The organism is Candidatus Accumulibacter sp. ACC012 (assembly GCF_907163155.1).
GTDB classification, from domain to species: domain Bacteria; phylum Pseudomonadota; class Gammaproteobacteria; order Burkholderiales; family Rhodocyclaceae; genus Accumulibacter; species Accumulibacter delftensis.
In genome coordinates, this window is sequence record NZ_CAJQUC010000003.1 from 664,548 (window position 1) to 678,879 (window position 14,332).

Below are 14,332 nucleotides of genomic sequence, written 5' to 3' on the forward strand. Positions count from 1 at the left end.
CCGGTCAAGGCAAATAGCTATTTTCCGGGAGTGGTCACCGCCTGCGTCGCGAATCAGCCCGCGCCGCGAATTTGGTCCAGGCGTCGCGAATCAGCCCGCGCCGCGAATCAGCGCCACCAGATCCTCGGTAGAGGGCAGGGCGCTGGCTTCGCCTTCTTCCAGGATGCTTTCGGCCAGCGCGCGTTTCTCGTGGTGCAATTCGACGATGCGTTCCTCGACGCTGCCCTTGGTCACCAGGCGATAGACGGTCACCGGCCGCAGTTGGCCGATGCGATGCGCACGACCCATGGCCTGGTCTTCAGTGGCCGGGTTCCACCATGGATCGGTGATGACCACGTAATCAGCGGCGGTCAGGTTGAGCCCGAAGCCACCGGCTTTGAGGCTGATCAGGAAGAGATCGCCTTCACCGGCCTGGAAAGCGGCGACGCGCCGCGTACGCTCGGCGGCGGGAGTGCTGCCATCGAGGTACTGATAAGCGATTCCGGCCGCATCCATCTGTTCGCGTAACATTGAAAGAAAATCCACGAACTGACTGAAAACAAGCGCTTTGTGTCCGTTCGCAACGAGTTCGGCGGCGAGTTCGGCGAAAGCCTGCACCTTGGCGCCGACGATACCGAGTTCGGGGCTGCAAAGGCGTGGGTCACAGGCGGCGCGACGCAGGCGCGTCAGCTGGGCGAGGATGTTGAAGCGCGCTTGTGCCTGCGGCGCAGTGTCGAGGCTGGCGTCGATTTCGTTCGCGGCTTCGCGGCGCAGCGCTTCGTAGTGTGCCGCTTCCGCCGCTTCCGGAGTCACCGTCAGAATCAGCTCGGTGCGCGCGGGCAGCTCTTGCAGGACTTCCGACTTGGTGCGCCGCAGAACGAAGGGGCCGACCAGACGTTTGAGCACGTGCTGTGCCTCGCGGTCGCGGTTACGTTCGATCGGGCCGGCGAAGCGCTCGTCGAAGCGGCTGCTGCTGCCGAGCAGGCCGGGGTTGGCGAAGCGCATGATCGACCAGAGGTCGGAGAGGCGGTTTTCGACCGGCGTGCCGGTCAATGCCAAACGAAAGTCGGCGTCGAGGGCGAAGACCGCCTGCGAACGCTTGGCGGCGGCGTTCTTGATGGCCTGCGCCTCGTCGGCGATCAGAGTGTGCCAGTGGCGCCCGGCGAAGCGCTCCTGGGCCAGTTGCAGCAGCGTGTAGGAGACGATCAGCAGGTCCTGCGGTCCGGCCGTGGTGACCAGTTCCTCGCGTTCGCTGTCGCTCGCCTCGCTGTAGATCCGGACGTTGATGCTGGGCGCAAAGCGCAACGTTTCTGCCAGCCAGTTGCCGCATACGGAGGTCGGCGCGATGACCAATGCGGCGCCGCCAGCGGCGCGTTCGAGAAGCACGGCGAGCGCCTGCAGGGTCTTGCCGAGGCCCATGTCGTCGGCCAGGCAGCCGCCGACGCCAGCAGTCGCCAGGCGGATCGCCCACTGATAGCCGTCTTCCTGATACGGTCGCAGGCTGGCCTGCAGCAGGCTGGGGAGTTTCGGAACCAGGGCCTGCGCCTGGCGCAGGCGGTCGATGGCCTGGCGGAAGTCCTTGCTGGCGTCGAGTTCGGTGCCGTCGAGAATCTCGTCGAGCCAGGCGGCGGCGATGGTCGGCACCTTGCCACCGTTCTTGTCGCTTTCCAGCACCGCTGCCAGATCGCTCAGTTTTTGCTTCAGCGAGCGGGTCAGAGCCGCGTACACGCCGTTGCCCATGGGCACGAAACGGCTCTTGGCGCGGGCCGCACTGAGCAGAGTTTCCAGCTGCAGGACCAGGCCCTCGTCGAGGGTCGCCTGTCCGGCGAGCCGGAACCAGTCGCGTTCGCGGCTGATTTTTACGCCGAGCTGGCGGCTGTCGAGGGTGAGTACACGCACGCTCTTGCCCTTCGGCCAGTCGACCGCAGCAATCGCCGACAAACTCGGCAGTGCTTCGACCACCGCCAGTGCTTCCTCCGGGTCTTCGATCAGCCATTCGCTGCCGCAGCCATCGCGCTCGCCGCCGTCGAGAAAGGGCAGGGCGTCGAGTACCGAGTCCAGATGCTGGCGCTCCTCGTTCAGGTCGCGCTCGGTGCCGACTGTTTCGCTGCCGAGTACCGCCATCAAGCGTACTCTGCCCGCCGCGGCCGGTAGGCGCGGTCCGTCCGGACCGAGCGGCGCGACCACCAGGCGTAGCGAGAGATCGTCCCCGAGCGGTGAAAGTTCGGCGCGCAGCCGGGAGTCACTGCTCACTTGCCGCGTCGCCTGGGTCGAGTCGGCATGAACGTGGAAATGAAGCGCCAGCGCGTGCAGGGTCTTGGTGAGTTCGTTTTGCGCATTCGGTGCCTCGGCGGGCACCGAAAAACGACCCGAGACGAGCTGTGCAGCCTGCTGCTGCGCACTCGAAAAACGAACCAGACGCAGGCGCTGAGGAGCATCGACGACGAGCGTGATCAGACGCAGTGCTTCCGCTTCACGACGTTCGTCGGCGTCCTGCGCAAAGTAGGAAGTGGCCGCAAGCGGTGCGCGTAGTGGCGGCTCGACGCGCATCACGAAGCGCCCCTTTTCGCGGACTACTTCAAGTTCCGGCGCCGCTTCACTGAGGTCGACGAACTGCTCTGGCGCACCTGGCAGGACGATGTACGGGTGCCCGGGCAGTGCCACAATCGCCGCCGCCAGATCGATGTGGTAGCGATTGCGGTAGCCGTGTTCGAGGCGCACGGCGCGCGCGACTTTCGCATCCGCGCTTGCCAGCTGCTGGTTGCCGGCGATCCTCGCCAGGCTCATGGGGCGCGGCCGGCCCCAGCTGCGTTGGCCGCGCTTCTGTTCGAAGGGCTTGATGGCGAGCAGATCACCCTGGCCGCCGATTTCGAGTTCCCAGAGTACGCGCGTCGCTTCGCCGTTGCCGCTGGCCGGCTGACTGCCGCCCAGCGATTGCAGCGCCAGCAGGATCTCCTGCCATTGCTGGCCACTACCGGCAATGAAGAAATGTTCGGGCGGATCGCGTCCTTCGAGTACCGCCTGGCTGCCGTCGAGCATCGGCATCAGCGCGGTCAGGCGGCAGCTGTTCAATGCCTGGCGGAGGGTGTCGATCAGCGCTCGCCACTCGCTCAGGGCGGCCTGCGGGTTGTTTTCGGCGATCGTCTCGTGACCCAGCCAGGCGGCGAGCAAGACCGCCCATAGCGAGTCGAGTGCCCAGCGCGTCTGCAGGTCGTGAGTCGGCCTGAACGCTGCCTGCTCGAGCGGTATCCTGCCGAGGCGGACGTCGATGGCGTGCACCCAGCGCCCCCAGCCACCGTAGGGGCTGGGGGCACGCTTGCCGGACTCGCCGACGCAGAACTTGCGCGCCAGTTCGAGGTGCCTGGGCGTCGCCTGCGCGAGTAGTGAAAGCGGATAGAACCAGGCGAGGCTGCCGGGCAGGAGGTTTTTGCTGCCGCCAATTTCGCTCTTGCACAGCTTGAGCGCCGCTTCGAATGTTGCCTGGCCGGCGCCCCACTGCCCATCGATGACCAGCGCCGCGGCACGAATCGCCGTGCTCAGGCCCTCGTCAACTCCATCCAGCGCTGTTTCCAGCATGGCGCTGTCGCCGCGCTGCATGGCCAGTTCGCCGAGGGTGAGCCGCAGGTCGGTGGACAAGGCCTGGGGATCGTTGGCCAGCTGCTCGACCGCCCAATCGGCGAGCGGCAAGAAGCGCTGCGCACAGAAGACGCAGACGCTGGCGGTCGCCTGGCAAGCGAGCTGCGAACGCCAGAGCGGTTCGATGCGCTGGAAACTCGGTCCGTCGAAAGGCTGCAGGACGGCCTCGCCGAGGATTACGCTCCAGTCCATCGAGCGGGACAGGATCATGCGCATGTGCGACAGCTCTTCGCTGGCTGCGCCGGAGAGAAACTTGGCGCGTACGTAGGCGACGGTCGTCGGAACACTGGCCGTGGGCCAGTAGTAAGCCGTTCTGGCGGGGTTAAAGCGGTCGGCGTCAGCGATCAGGCGTGCCAGCGAGTCACCGTGACTGGTTTCCAGTAGCTGCCGATAGAGAGTTGTACGCAATGCGTCGACGAGATGAAAAGTAGTCGCCCGCGAGGGCTCGTCGACCAGCAGCTCGCTTTCCCGGAGCTTCTGGGTGGCGGCCCTGACCTCGCTGGCGCTAAAGGTCTTTCCCGCGGCATTCTGCAGCCCACTCAGCGAAAGCAGGCGGTGCACGTCGGTATTGGTGCGAAAAGTCCACAGCAGCGCGCTGGCCAGTGCGACCTTGTGAATGTCGGGCGGCAGCCCTTGGCGGTCGAGTTTCTCGATGGCGGCGGCGTTCAGAGCGGGAGTGTTCATTGGCGCGTGAGTGTGAAAATGGAGGGTGGCAGGTGCGTGGCAGGCGGAGGGTGAAAGTGGGTGAGTGTGAAAAGTGTCAGAGTCAGGAGCGGCGGGTCAGCAGCATCGCGTCGCCGTAGCTGAAGAAGCGGTAGCGTTCGGCGATCGCGTGTCGATACGCGCAACGAATGGCGTCGCGGCCGGCGAACGCCGAAACCAGCATCAGCAGGGTCGATTTCGGCAGGTGAAAATTGGTGATCAAACGGTCCACCACCCGAAACCTGTAGCCGGGGGTGATGAAGATATCCGTCTCGGCGGGGCCGGCCTGCAGGTCACCGCACTGTGCAGCCGCTTCGAGGGCGCGCAGACTGGTCGTTCCGACGGCGACGACTTGGCCGCCGCGGGCGCGGGTGCGGGCGATGGCGGCGATGGTTGCCGACGGAATCTCGAAGCGCTCGGCGTGCATGCGGTGTGCGGCGATCTGATGTACGCGCACCGGCTGAAAGGTGCCGGCGCCGACGTGCAGCGTCAAGTACGCCACTTCGACGCCGCGCTGCGCAAGTTCCGCCAGCAGCGCGTCGTCGAAATGCAGGCCGGCCGTCGGCGCCGCGACGGCGCCCGGGTGGCGCGCGAAAACGGTCTGATAGCGAGCTTCATCGTCGGCGTTGGCGGGGTGCGTAATGTAGGGCGGTAGCGGCAAGCGGCCGTGTTTTTCGAGCAGGTTCCATAGGTCGCCTTCGTCTGCCCCGCCCTTGGCCTGCTCGTCTGCCAGGCGCACGTCGAAGAATTCGCCCTGTTCGCCGCTACGGCCGTCGACGATCAGGATGATCGCGTCTTCGAGAATGATCCGACTGCCGGTTTTCGGCGACTTGCTGGCGCGGATCTGCGCCACCGCGTGGCGAGCGTCGACGATGCGCTCGACCAGCACTTCAATGTGGCCACCACTCTCCTTGTGGCCGAGGAGGCGGGCGCGGATCACGCGCGTATCGTTGAACACCAGCAGATCGCCGGCAGCCAGCAGGTCCGGGAGTGCTGTGAAGCGCTGATCGGCAAGCGCGCCGTCGCCGAGTTGCAGCAGTCGGCTGGCGCTGCGTTCGCCAGTCGGGTGCTGGGCGATCAGTTCGCCCGGCAGGTCGAAGTCAAAGTCATCAAGGGTGAGCATGGGTGTGTAGCGTACTTGGAGTGCTTGGGGACTAAGGGGCTAAGGGGGGCTGTCCAGCGGCGGGCAGGCTAGGGATGGCTGGCTGCGTGCCTTATTGCTGGCCTGGCCATTTTGTAGCTTGTCGGCTGCCGGAGAATCAGCGATAATTCGCAGCTCTTCTGGCTCGCGAACTTCGGGCCGAAGCCGAGATGGCGGAATCGGTAGACGCAGCGGACTCAAAATCCGCCGATGGTGACATCGTGGGGGTTCGATTCCCCCTCTCGGCACCACCTATAACCCGCAGAAATGCGGGTTTTTGTTTGGTTTCAAGCATTTGCGGCGCTGCCTTGTTGGTCATTTGGGCGCATGTTACCGCAAAAAACCACCTTTCCCGGTTTGTTTTACGCCAGAATTGCGCCTGGATTTATGCTGGGGGGTGGGCGGCAAGCCCGGAACTCCTCAAATCCCAAAACCCCCGGACGACTTACTCCGCGCAATGCTTGAACCTGCCGTGCAGCCCTCGCCTCTCGGCGCCTGGTGGCTTGCCATCCGACCCAAGACGCTGACGGTGTCCGTCGCGCCGCTGCTCGTTGGCCATGCCGTCGCCTGGGCGCAGACCGGCAAGTTCCTCTGGCAGCCTGCGCTGGTCGCTCTGCTGGCCGCCTTGCTGATCCAGATCGGCACCAATTTGCACAACGACGTGGGTGATTTCGAACGCGGCAGCGATACGCCCGATCGTCTCGGGCCGCCGCGAGTGACGGCAATGGGCTGGTTGCCGCCTGCCGCCGTACGGCGCGCGGCGTGGCTCGCCTTGGCGCTGGCGTTCAACTTCGGCATTTATCTCGCCTACCACGGTGGTTGGCCGATCGTCGTCATCGGGCTGGCGTCGCTGCTCGCCGCCTGGGCTTACACCGGCGGCCCATGGCCGATCGCCTATACCCCGCTCGGCGAATTGTTCGTGGTGCTCTTTTTCGGCCTGGCGGCCGTGGGTGGCAGCTACTACCTGCAGACCTTGTCGATCAGCCCGGCCGCTCTGCTGGCCGGAGCAATGCTCGGGCTGTTCGCTGCGGCGGTGATCACGGTCAACAACTACCGCGATCTGGCGACCGATGCGCGGGCCGGCAGGCGAACCCTGGCCGTCGTCGTCGGCCGGCAGGCGACGCAATGGGTCTATGCGGCGGAACTGTTGCTGCCCTTGCTGTTGTTGCCCTGCCTGGCGCTGGCGATGGGGCGCGGGCTCTGGCTAGTAGTCCTGCCGCTGCTACTACTGCCGCCAGCGTTGCGGCTGCTGCAGCGCTTTCGGCGTGCGCCCGCGGGTCCGGTCTTCAACCAGATACTGGCTAGCACTGCCCGCTTGCAGTTCGTCTACGCGCTTCTCCTGGCGCTGGCGATCGTTGTCTGAGCGAGGAGGGGCAAGGGCTCGCCGGGCGGCCAGTGCTAGCATCAGGTCGAGTTGCCTGACGGCGGCTGGAACCAGGCCAACTTGTCGTGCAGGCGAACCACCGTACCGACGATGATCAGTGCTGGCGAGCCGATTCCCGCCGCTTCGACACGCGCCGGCAGGCTTCCCAGATCGGCAGTCAACACCCGTTGCCGGCGAGTCGTGCCATGTTGCACGACGGCTGCCGGGTGGCTGGCCGGTAGACCGTGGGCGATCATCTGGCGGCAGATTTCGGCGAGGCCGCCGACGCCCATGTAGAAGACCACGGTCAGCTTCGGGCGGGCCAAAGCCGGCCAGTCGAGATTGATCGTGCCGTCCTTGAGGTGGCCGGTCGCGAAGGCTACCGCCTGGGCATGATCGCGATGCGTCAGCGGGATGCCGCAGTAGGCCGCGCAGCCGGCGGCGGCGGTCACTCCGGGAACGACCTCGAAAGGGATGCCGGACTCGACGAGAGTTTCGATTTCCTCGCCGCCTCGTCCAAAAATGAAGGGGTCGCCCCCCTTGAGGCGGACGACTTTCCTACCGGCAAGCGCGAGGCGAACCAGCAGTTGATTGAGTTGCTCCTGCGGGACGGTGTGATTGGAGCTTTTCTTGCCGACGTAGATCTTCTCGGCGTTCGCACGCGCCAGTTCGAGGACCCCTTCGGCAATCAGATGATCATAGACGATGGCGTCCGCTTCGCCGATCAGCCGCGCGGCGCGCAGGGTGAGCAGATCGAGGTCACCGGGCCCGCTGCCGACGATGTAGACGGTTCCGACTAACGGCGAGGAGGGTGTTTGCATCATTCCTTTTTTTCCGGTTTTTGGCTGAGGTGCAAGCATAAGCGCCCGTCGCCTTGCTTTTCAACTCGGACGCGACCATAGGCTTTCTGCGATCCCTGATATTTGATGGAGGTCAAGGAATGGACCCGCACAGGCATGTCATCCTGCGCCGAGTCTGACACGGATGTTAACCGGGCGACAGTCGAGAAATTTCAAGAGGAGAGGAAACAAGCATGCAGAAGGTAATTCGTAACGTATTGATGCTGGCAGCGTTGCCGTTCGCGATGAACATGGCATTTGCGGCCAAGGCCGAGAAGGCCGCCGCGCCGGCTGCCGACGCACCGACGCTGTCGGCCGAGGACAAGGCGGCTTCCGGCAAGACCTATTTCGAACGTTGCGCTGGCTGCCATGGCATGCTGCGCAAGGGGGCGACCGGTAAGAATCTCGAGCCGCAGAACACCACCAAGCTCGGTTCCTCGCGTCTTGAAAAAATCATGACTTACGGTACCGAGGGCGGCATGCCCAACTTCGACGACATTCTGTCGAAGAAGGAGCTTGCCGACATGGCCAAGTATGTCCAGATGCCGGCCGACGTGCCGCCGGAATGGGGCATGAAAGACATGAAGGAAAGCTGGAAGCTGGTTGTGCCGGTCGCCGAGCGCCCGACCAAGCAGATGAACGACGTCAACCTCAAGAACGTCTTCGCGGTGACCCTGCGTGACTCGGGTGAGGTTGCCCTGATCAATGGCGATACCAAGGAAATCTGGGGTATCGTCAAGACCGGTTACGCGGTGCATATCTCGCGTATTTCGGCTTCCGGGCGTTACGTTCACGTCATTGGCCGTGACGGCCGTTACGATCTGATCGACATGTGGTACAAAGAGCCGAAGATCGTGGCCACGATGAAGGCCGGCTACGAAGCGCGTTCGGTCGACACCTCGAAGTACAAAGGCTACGAGGACAAGTACGCCGTCGTCGGCGCCTACTGGCCTCCCCAGTACGCGATTCTTGATGGCGAAACCCTCGAGCCGCTGAAGCTGGTTTCGACGCGCGGCGTCACGGTCGATGGCGAGTATCACCCGGAGCCGCGGGTGGCTTCGATCGTCTCTTCGCACGACAAGCCGGAGTGGGTGATCAACATCAAGGAAACCGGCATGATCAAGCTGGTTGACTACTCCGACATCGCCAACCTCAAGGAAGTGACCATCAACTCCGCCAAGTTCCTGCATGACGGCGGTTTTGACTCGACCAAGCGCTACTTCCTCGTTGCGGCCAACGCGTCCAACAAGATCGCCGTGGTCGACACCAAGGAAGGCAAGCTGGCTGCTCTGGTCGACACTGCCAAGATCCCGCACCCGGGTCGTGGCGCCAACTTCACTCATCCGAAGTATGGTCCGGTCTGGGCAACGTCGCACCTTGGCGCTGACGTGATCACCCTGATCGGTACGGATCCCAAAGGCCATCCGGAGCAAGCCTGGAAAGTCGTTCAGGAACTCAAGAACCACGGTGCCAACTCACTGTTCGTGAAGACGCATCCGAATTCGAAGAACCTGTGGTCCGATGCGCCGCTGAACCCAGATCCTGAACTGGCCGGTTCGGTCTCCGTCTATAACATCGACGAACTGGGTAATCCGGACGCCAAGTCGCAGGTTATCAACCTCGCTGCTGCTGCCGATCTCGGCAAGACCAAGGGTCTGCAGCGCGTGGTGCATGGCGAGTACAACGAAAAAGGTGACGAGGTCTGGTTCTCCGTCTGGACCGGCAACAAGACCGAGCCGTCGGCAATCGTCGTCGTTGATGACAAGACGCGTACGGTCAAGAAAGTGATCAAGGACAAGCGTCTGGTCACGCCGACCGGCAAGTTCAACGTCTACAACACCCAGCACGACGTCTACTGATCTCTGCTGAGCGTCTGTTCTGAGCCGGGGGGCCATGGCCCCCCGGTTTTTTTTTTGGCTCGATTGCCGGCATAATCGTCAGCACCTCAACTGCCGCAAGGAATCAACGATGAAAGTGCCCGTCTTTTTGCTATCGGCCGCCATGTGTTCGCAGTTGGCCATCGCCGCGCCACCGCCGGTTGACCCTGCCATGCTTGAACTGGCCGACGAGAGTCGTTGCCTGGGCTGCCACGATGTCGAGATAAAAGTACGCGGCCCCGCCTGGCGCGATGTCGCAAAACGCTATCGCGGCAAACCGGAAGTCGAGGAAGTGCTGGTGGAAAAAGTCTATAAGGGCGGTGGTGGCGTCTGGGGTGACGACTACATGTCGGCCAACAAGCGCGCCGGCAAGGACAACATCCGCATCCTGGTCAAGTGGATTCTCACCCTGCCGGATTCCTGATTTCAAGCCTGGCGGCAGCAAGCCGGACCGACAGGCCGACCGGCGGCAAGAAAAGGCTCTCACAGGCGCATCGGAACGCCCGCGATGCCTCGCTCTATATGGGCGCGTCGCTGGCGCGTGCCCTGAGCAGATCGATGATCATTGCCGACACTTGCTCGATCGAGCGGTGAGTGACGTCGATCACCGGCCAGTTGCGTGCGACGAACAGGCGACGGGCGTCCTGCACCTCCTTGCGCAAGGCGTTGAAGTCGTTGTACTGGCTGTCTTCGTTGTCCCATGACCGCAAGCGCGCGGAGCGGACGCGCGCCAGCCGTGTCGGGTCCACCGTCAGCCCGACGATCAGCGGTCCATTTGCTTTCAGCAGTCCCATCGGCGGCGGCGAGAACGGCACCAGTGGTACGTTGGCGGCCTTGATGCCGCGTGAGGCCAGGTACATGCAGGTTGGTGTCTTGGTGGCCCGCGAGACGCCGACGACGATCACGTCGGCGCCATCGAGATCTTCGCTGGCAATGCCGTCATCGTGGGCCAGGGTATATTTCATGGCCTCGATGCGGCGGTAGTAGTCTTCGTCGAAAGCGTCGCCTGAACTGCTGTGGAACTGAACAGTCGTGTTGGAGTACTCGGCGAGGTTCGCGATCAGCGGTTCGAGGGCAAACTGGCAGGGGACGAGCAGACGGCCGCAACCCTCTTCGAGCGCCTGTCGGACGTCGGCGTGGCTGATGCTGTGCAGGACGTAACCCGGCCTCTGCGCCACCTCGCCAAGAATCTCGGGCACCTGGCCGAGGTGACGGACCATCTTCCATAGTCGGCGCTCGACTTCCAGCCCTGCGAACTGAGCGATGGCGTTACGCGCCAGCAACTCGACCAGTTCTCCCGAGGCATGCGAGACGAGGTGCAATACGAGTGTCTTGCTCACAAGCATCCTTTACCAGCCAAAGCTGACGAATGAGTGGTGGCGGTTATCGCTGGCTACGCCGTGGCGCGTGTTCAGCGGTGGTGACCACCGTCGAGGCGCAGCACGGTGCCGTTGATCATCACGTTTTTCAACACGTGCAGGACCAGCATCGCGAACTCGGAGGGGTCGCCGAAGCGATGCGGAAACGGGATCTGGTGTGCCAGCCGCGAATCGAGGTTCTTTTCCATGGCAAACAGTGTCGGCGTGCCGAACAGCCCGGGGGCGATACCGACGACGCGGATGCCCAGCGGGCCGAGTTCGCGCGCCGCCGGCAGGATCATGCTCACCACGCCGCCTTTCGACGCCGCATAGGCCGCTTCGCCGCTCTGCCCATCGTAGGCGGCGACCGAAGCGGTCGACAGGATGACGCCGCGTTCGCCGTTTGAGCGCGGCTGCAGCCGCGCCATATCGGCGGCGGCGAGACGCATCATGTTGAAGGTCGAGATCAGGTTCACTTCAACCAGTTGGCGGAAGTCCTCGAGCGGCATCGGCCCATTGACACCCACGGTCGGTTCCGAGTGCCCGCGGCCGACGCAGTGCACCAGCACGCGCGCCGCTCCGTGCGCATCGCGCGCCGTCGCCAGGGCCTCCTCCGCAGCGAGTGAATTGGCGACATCGCAGGGAATGGCCAGGCCGCCGATTTCGTCGGCAACTTTTTGTACGCCGACCGCATCGATGTCGATGACCGTCACCTTGGCTCCCGCCTCGGCGAGATAACGCGCCGTTTCCGCACCCAGGCCCGATGCTGCCCCGGTGACCACTGCCGGGCATGTCCAAAGATCCATTGCTTGTCTCCCGCTGTTGTCGCGTCGTTATCGCGTTATCGATTCCCGCCGCCATTTGCCGGCGACGCAAGCGCGCATTATGGGCCGTGGGGGACGAGCGCGCAAACTGCCGCTGCTGTGTCACCGATGGACAGCGATCGGGCGCCGTGCGAGCCGTTTTCAAGGCCGTCTTCGGATAAAATGCCGGCTCGCTGCCTTCTTCTCGTTAGCGCGGAAGAGGGCGAGCCAAGGCGCCACAGAGCCCAACCCTACCGACTCGCCGACCATGCCCATCGTTCTTGTTCTCGCCCTGTTGCTGGTTTCTCCCGGCGCCTTTGCCGAGGCTGCTCCTCAGCCTGAGGCACCGACGCCCGAACGCCAGAAGCAACTCGTGCACCTCGTTCGTCAGGACTGCGGTTCCTGCCACGGCATGACCTTGCACGGTGGCCTGGGTCCGGCCCTGACGCCCGAGGCCTTGCGCGACAAGCCCGTCGACTCACTGGTGGCCACCATCTACGGCGGTCGTCCGGGGACAGCAATGCCACCTTGGCATCGCTTTCTTACGGAAGCCGAGGCGACCTGGATCGTGCAGCAGTTGATGGTGAGATTCCCCGAGGAATAGGTCCGGGAAGCGCGCGAAGGGATCACCTGCGATGTTGCAAGCTTCGGCCGTTCGCTGTCCGCCCGGGGTCGCTGCAAAGGCTTTCGCGGCGATACAATCGGTAACTGGGCCGCTGGGCAGGTTTGCAGCCAGGGCGGCGATGCTCTCCTTAGTGGCTGCGACGTTTCGACTGCCACCCACCAAGTCCCGCAAAGAGGCTCCAGAATGAATTTCTCCGATGTGCTCAAAGCGCTCAATCAGGCTTCCGCCTTCGAGCTGTACCGGATGCGGGCGGGGATCGACCGCGTACTCGAACAGCCGCAGTGGCTTGATTCGATTCGTTCGCGGCTGCGCGTCGGGCAGACGATTTCCTATTTCGAGCCGAGGGAAAACGCGAGCTCCAGCGGACTAATCATCGAGCTGCGTCGCAAGCGCGTGCTGGTCCTGGAGATTGCGACGCAAAAGCGCTGGCTGATTGAGTATGCGGCGATCAACGTCGATGGTGCCGACGTCGAGATTCGCGAGCAGCCACGCCAGGGGCTGGGTCGCAATGAGGTCGCTGTCGGCGAGATGGTCGGCTTCGTCGGCCGCGACCAGCAGGAAAGAAGTGGCAAGGTCATTCGTCTCAACGACAAGACCGTGACTCTGCTCTGCGGGCGCGTGCAATGGCGGGTGGCCTATCAGTTCCTGCATCGGGTGGTCGACTCGCAGGCGATCGACGGTGAGGTGCTCGAAATCAGCGTCGTGGATAGCGACGGCGACCATCGGTAGGCGTCTGCCGGTCCACGGATGCGGCGCTTGGTAGGTGAGCAACGACGCCTCTGGCGCTACCCTTGGCGCCGGAAGCGGGAGCAGGGTGGTTCTGATGGAACTCGTCGGTAGCGCTCGACTCTTGGCGCCAGCTTTATCGTCAGCGCACGCAACGACGTGCCGACGCTGACACCCGCCGTGCCTATGGTGTTGAATGAAGGTGGCACGGCGACGATCACCCACACGGAGCTGCCGGTCGTCGATCAGGACAACCAGAACGACCAGCTCACCGACCGCGTCGACTCCCTGCCCGGGAAGTGGACGTTGCTCAAGAACGGAATTCCGCTCAGCGTTGGCAGCGTGTTCAGCCAGGACGACATACTGGCCGGCAAGATCACCTATCGGCATACGAGGGCGAGCTCTCGGCGGATGCCAGCGACAGCGTCACGTTCTTTTTGCGTGACGGCGCCGGAAGCGAGATCGACCCGCTCGTCCAGCCGATCACCCTACGCGACGTCAACGCGCAGATCGCCATCACCGGGACGACGCAGGCGCTACCCGAGCGTATCGGTAGCGAGGCGGCGACTTTTCGGTGCTCAACCTTGGCTTGACTGACGCGGACGGCGACGCGAACCTCAGACGTCGGTCGGCGGCGGTCAGCGACTCCGCGGCAAAACCGCATCGAAAGCCAGCTTGTCTCGGCTACATGGGAGACATCCCGAAGGTCTGGTCTGGTGACAGCGCCGCGATCGCATCGGCGATGCTCTTCCCGTTGCTGGCCATGGTTCCGCAATACCTGGTTTCTGGGAGGCTTGAACCGGGGCGTTACGCACCGTGCCAATGCGGTCGATGGCGCTCAGAGGCCTTCCAGCTCGCCGTGCCTGGGCATTGCCGTTTCGCGCTATCATCCGAATCGCATTTCCATCGCTTGACGACTGTCCATGTCCCCCTTGCTTCCCGGCGCGAACACCAAGAACACCGTCGAATGAACATCATCGACCGAGCCGCCGATCTGCTCAGACCGTTCATGGGCTGTTAACGGTGTCGCTTTTCCGTAGAAATCTGGCGTCGACGGCCTGACGAGGCGAGAAAGCCAGTCGGTTTGCTTTCGCTTTTGACTTTCAGCCAAGCATGTATATGCCGGGGACGCCGATAGGCACGGCGATACCGCGACGACAGTCGCCAGGGCGGAGGCGGCCAGATTTCTCGACAGCCAGCTCTTGCACCGGGCGACAGCCGCCAGCCTGTTGGCTGTCGGCGAGCGCGAGGTAAGGTTCACCCTCGTGGTTCGAGGCCATGGC

General features: G+C 63.7%; 13 protein-coding genes, 1 tRNA gene and 1 pseudogene. 8 read left to right on the forward strand and 7 right to left on the reverse strand.

Translation table 11 applies throughout. The features are described 5' to 3' along the window. Nucleotides 1-90: 90 nt before the first annotated feature. Nucleotides 91-4,299: an SNF2-related protein gene (locus QZ648_RS06315; RefSeq protein WP_291996446.1), complete on the reverse strand. Its 4,209-nt coding sequence runs from the start codon at nucleotides 4,297-4,299 to the stop codon at nucleotides 91-93. Between the two features lie 82 nt (nucleotides 4,300-4,381). After that, nucleotides 4,382-5,440 carry a tRNA preQ1(34) S-adenosylmethionine ribosyltransferase-isomerase QueA gene (gene queA, locus QZ648_RS06320; protein WP_169067241.1) on the reverse strand — a complete coding sequence of 353 codons (1,059 nt, stop codon included), beginning with the start codon at nucleotides 5,438-5,440 and terminating at the stop codon, nucleotides 4,382-4,384. Between the two features lie 182 nt (nucleotides 5,441-5,622). On the opposite strand from queA, the gene QZ648_RS06325 reads away from it, so the two are divergent. Further along, nucleotides 5,623-5,709, forward strand: a tRNA-Leu gene (locus QZ648_RS06325). Between the two features lie 206 nt (nucleotides 5,710-5,915). Next, nucleotides 5,916-6,821 (forward strand): 1,4-dihydroxy-2-naphthoate polyprenyltransferase, encoded by a 906-nt coding sequence (locus QZ648_RS06330; protein ID WP_169067242.1) that lies wholly within the window; start codon nucleotides 5,916-5,918, stop codon nucleotides 6,819-6,821. Nucleotides 6,822-6,862: 41 nt separating this feature from the next. Here QZ648_RS06330 and cobA read toward each other — a convergent pair whose 3' ends face one another. Continuing rightward, nucleotides 6,863-7,645 (reverse strand): uroporphyrinogen-III C-methyltransferase, encoded by a 783-nt coding sequence (cobA, locus tag QZ648_RS06335; RefSeq protein WP_169067243.1) that lies wholly within the window; start codon nucleotides 7,643-7,645, stop codon nucleotides 6,863-6,865. 260 nt (nucleotides 7,646-7,905) lie between these two features. Here cobA and QZ648_RS06340 point away from each other — a divergent pair, with 260 nt between their 5' ends. Continuing rightward, nucleotides 7,906-9,519, forward strand: coding sequence for a nitrite reductase (locus QZ648_RS06340; RefSeq protein ID WP_248595458.1), 1,614 nt, complete (start codon nucleotides 7,906-7,908; stop codon nucleotides 9,517-9,519). Between the two features lie 109 nt (nucleotides 9,520-9,628). Then, the gene (locus QZ648_RS06345) at nucleotides 9,629-9,961 is read left to right on the forward strand and encodes a c-type cytochrome (RefSeq protein ID WP_169067245.1); all 333 of its coding nucleotides are present in this window, start codon (nucleotides 9,629-9,631) and stop codon (nucleotides 9,959-9,961) included. Nucleotides 9,962-10,055: 94 nt separating this feature from the next. Here the strand turns inward: QZ648_RS06345 and QZ648_RS06350 are convergent, their stop codons facing one another. Beyond that, a complete protein-coding gene (locus tag QZ648_RS06350; RefSeq protein WP_169067246.1) occupies nucleotides 10,056-10,877 on the reverse strand; it encodes a pyruvate, water dikinase regulatory protein in 822 nt (273 codons plus the stop codon). Between the two features lie 71 nt (nucleotides 10,878-10,948). Next, entirely contained in the window at nucleotides 10,949-11,701 is a 753-nt protein-coding gene (locus QZ648_RS06355; protein ID WP_169067247.1) for an SDR family NAD(P)-dependent oxidoreductase, read from the reverse strand. A gap of 265 nt (nucleotides 11,702-11,966) precedes the next feature. On the opposite strand from QZ648_RS06355, the gene QZ648_RS06360 reads away from it, so the two are divergent. From QZ648_RS06360 to QZ648_RS06370, 4 genes and pseudogenes are all read left to right on the forward strand, one after another. Then, entirely contained in the window at nucleotides 11,967-12,302 is a 336-nt protein-coding gene (locus QZ648_RS06360) for a cytochrome c (RefSeq protein WP_169067248.1), read from the forward strand. 204 nt (nucleotides 12,303-12,506) lie between these two features. Further along, nucleotides 12,507-13,052: a hypothetical protein gene (locus QZ648_RS06365; RefSeq protein WP_169067249.1), complete on the forward strand. Its 546-nt coding sequence runs from the start codon at nucleotides 12,507-12,509 to the stop codon at nucleotides 13,050-13,052. A 135-nt stretch (nucleotides 13,053-13,187) separates the two neighbouring features. Further along, nucleotides 13,188-13,442 (forward strand): annotated as a pseudogene (locus tag QZ648_RS24835) (cadherin-like domain-containing protein); the annotation flags it as partial. Nucleotides 13,443-13,486: 44 nt separating this feature from the next. Further along, nucleotides 13,487-13,642 (forward strand): hypothetical protein, encoded by a 156-nt coding sequence (locus tag QZ648_RS06370; RefSeq protein WP_248595451.1) that lies wholly within the window; start codon nucleotides 13,487-13,489, stop codon nucleotides 13,640-13,642. 293 nt (nucleotides 13,643-13,935) lie between these two features. On the opposite strand, the gene QZ648_RS06375 is transcribed toward QZ648_RS06370, so the two are convergent. Both QZ648_RS06375 and QZ648_RS06380 read right to left on the reverse strand, forming a co-directional pair. Next, nucleotides 13,936-14,160 (reverse strand): hypothetical protein, encoded by a 225-nt coding sequence (locus tag QZ648_RS06375; RefSeq protein ID WP_169067251.1) that lies wholly within the window; start codon nucleotides 14,158-14,160, stop codon nucleotides 13,936-13,938. Then, entirely contained in the window at nucleotides 14,153-14,329 is a 177-nt protein-coding gene (locus QZ648_RS06380; RefSeq protein ID WP_169067252.1) for a hypothetical protein, read from the reverse strand. The genes QZ648_RS06375 and QZ648_RS06380 overlap by 8 nt, the downstream gene beginning before the upstream one ends. Nucleotides 14,330-14,332: the final 3 nt, after the last annotated feature.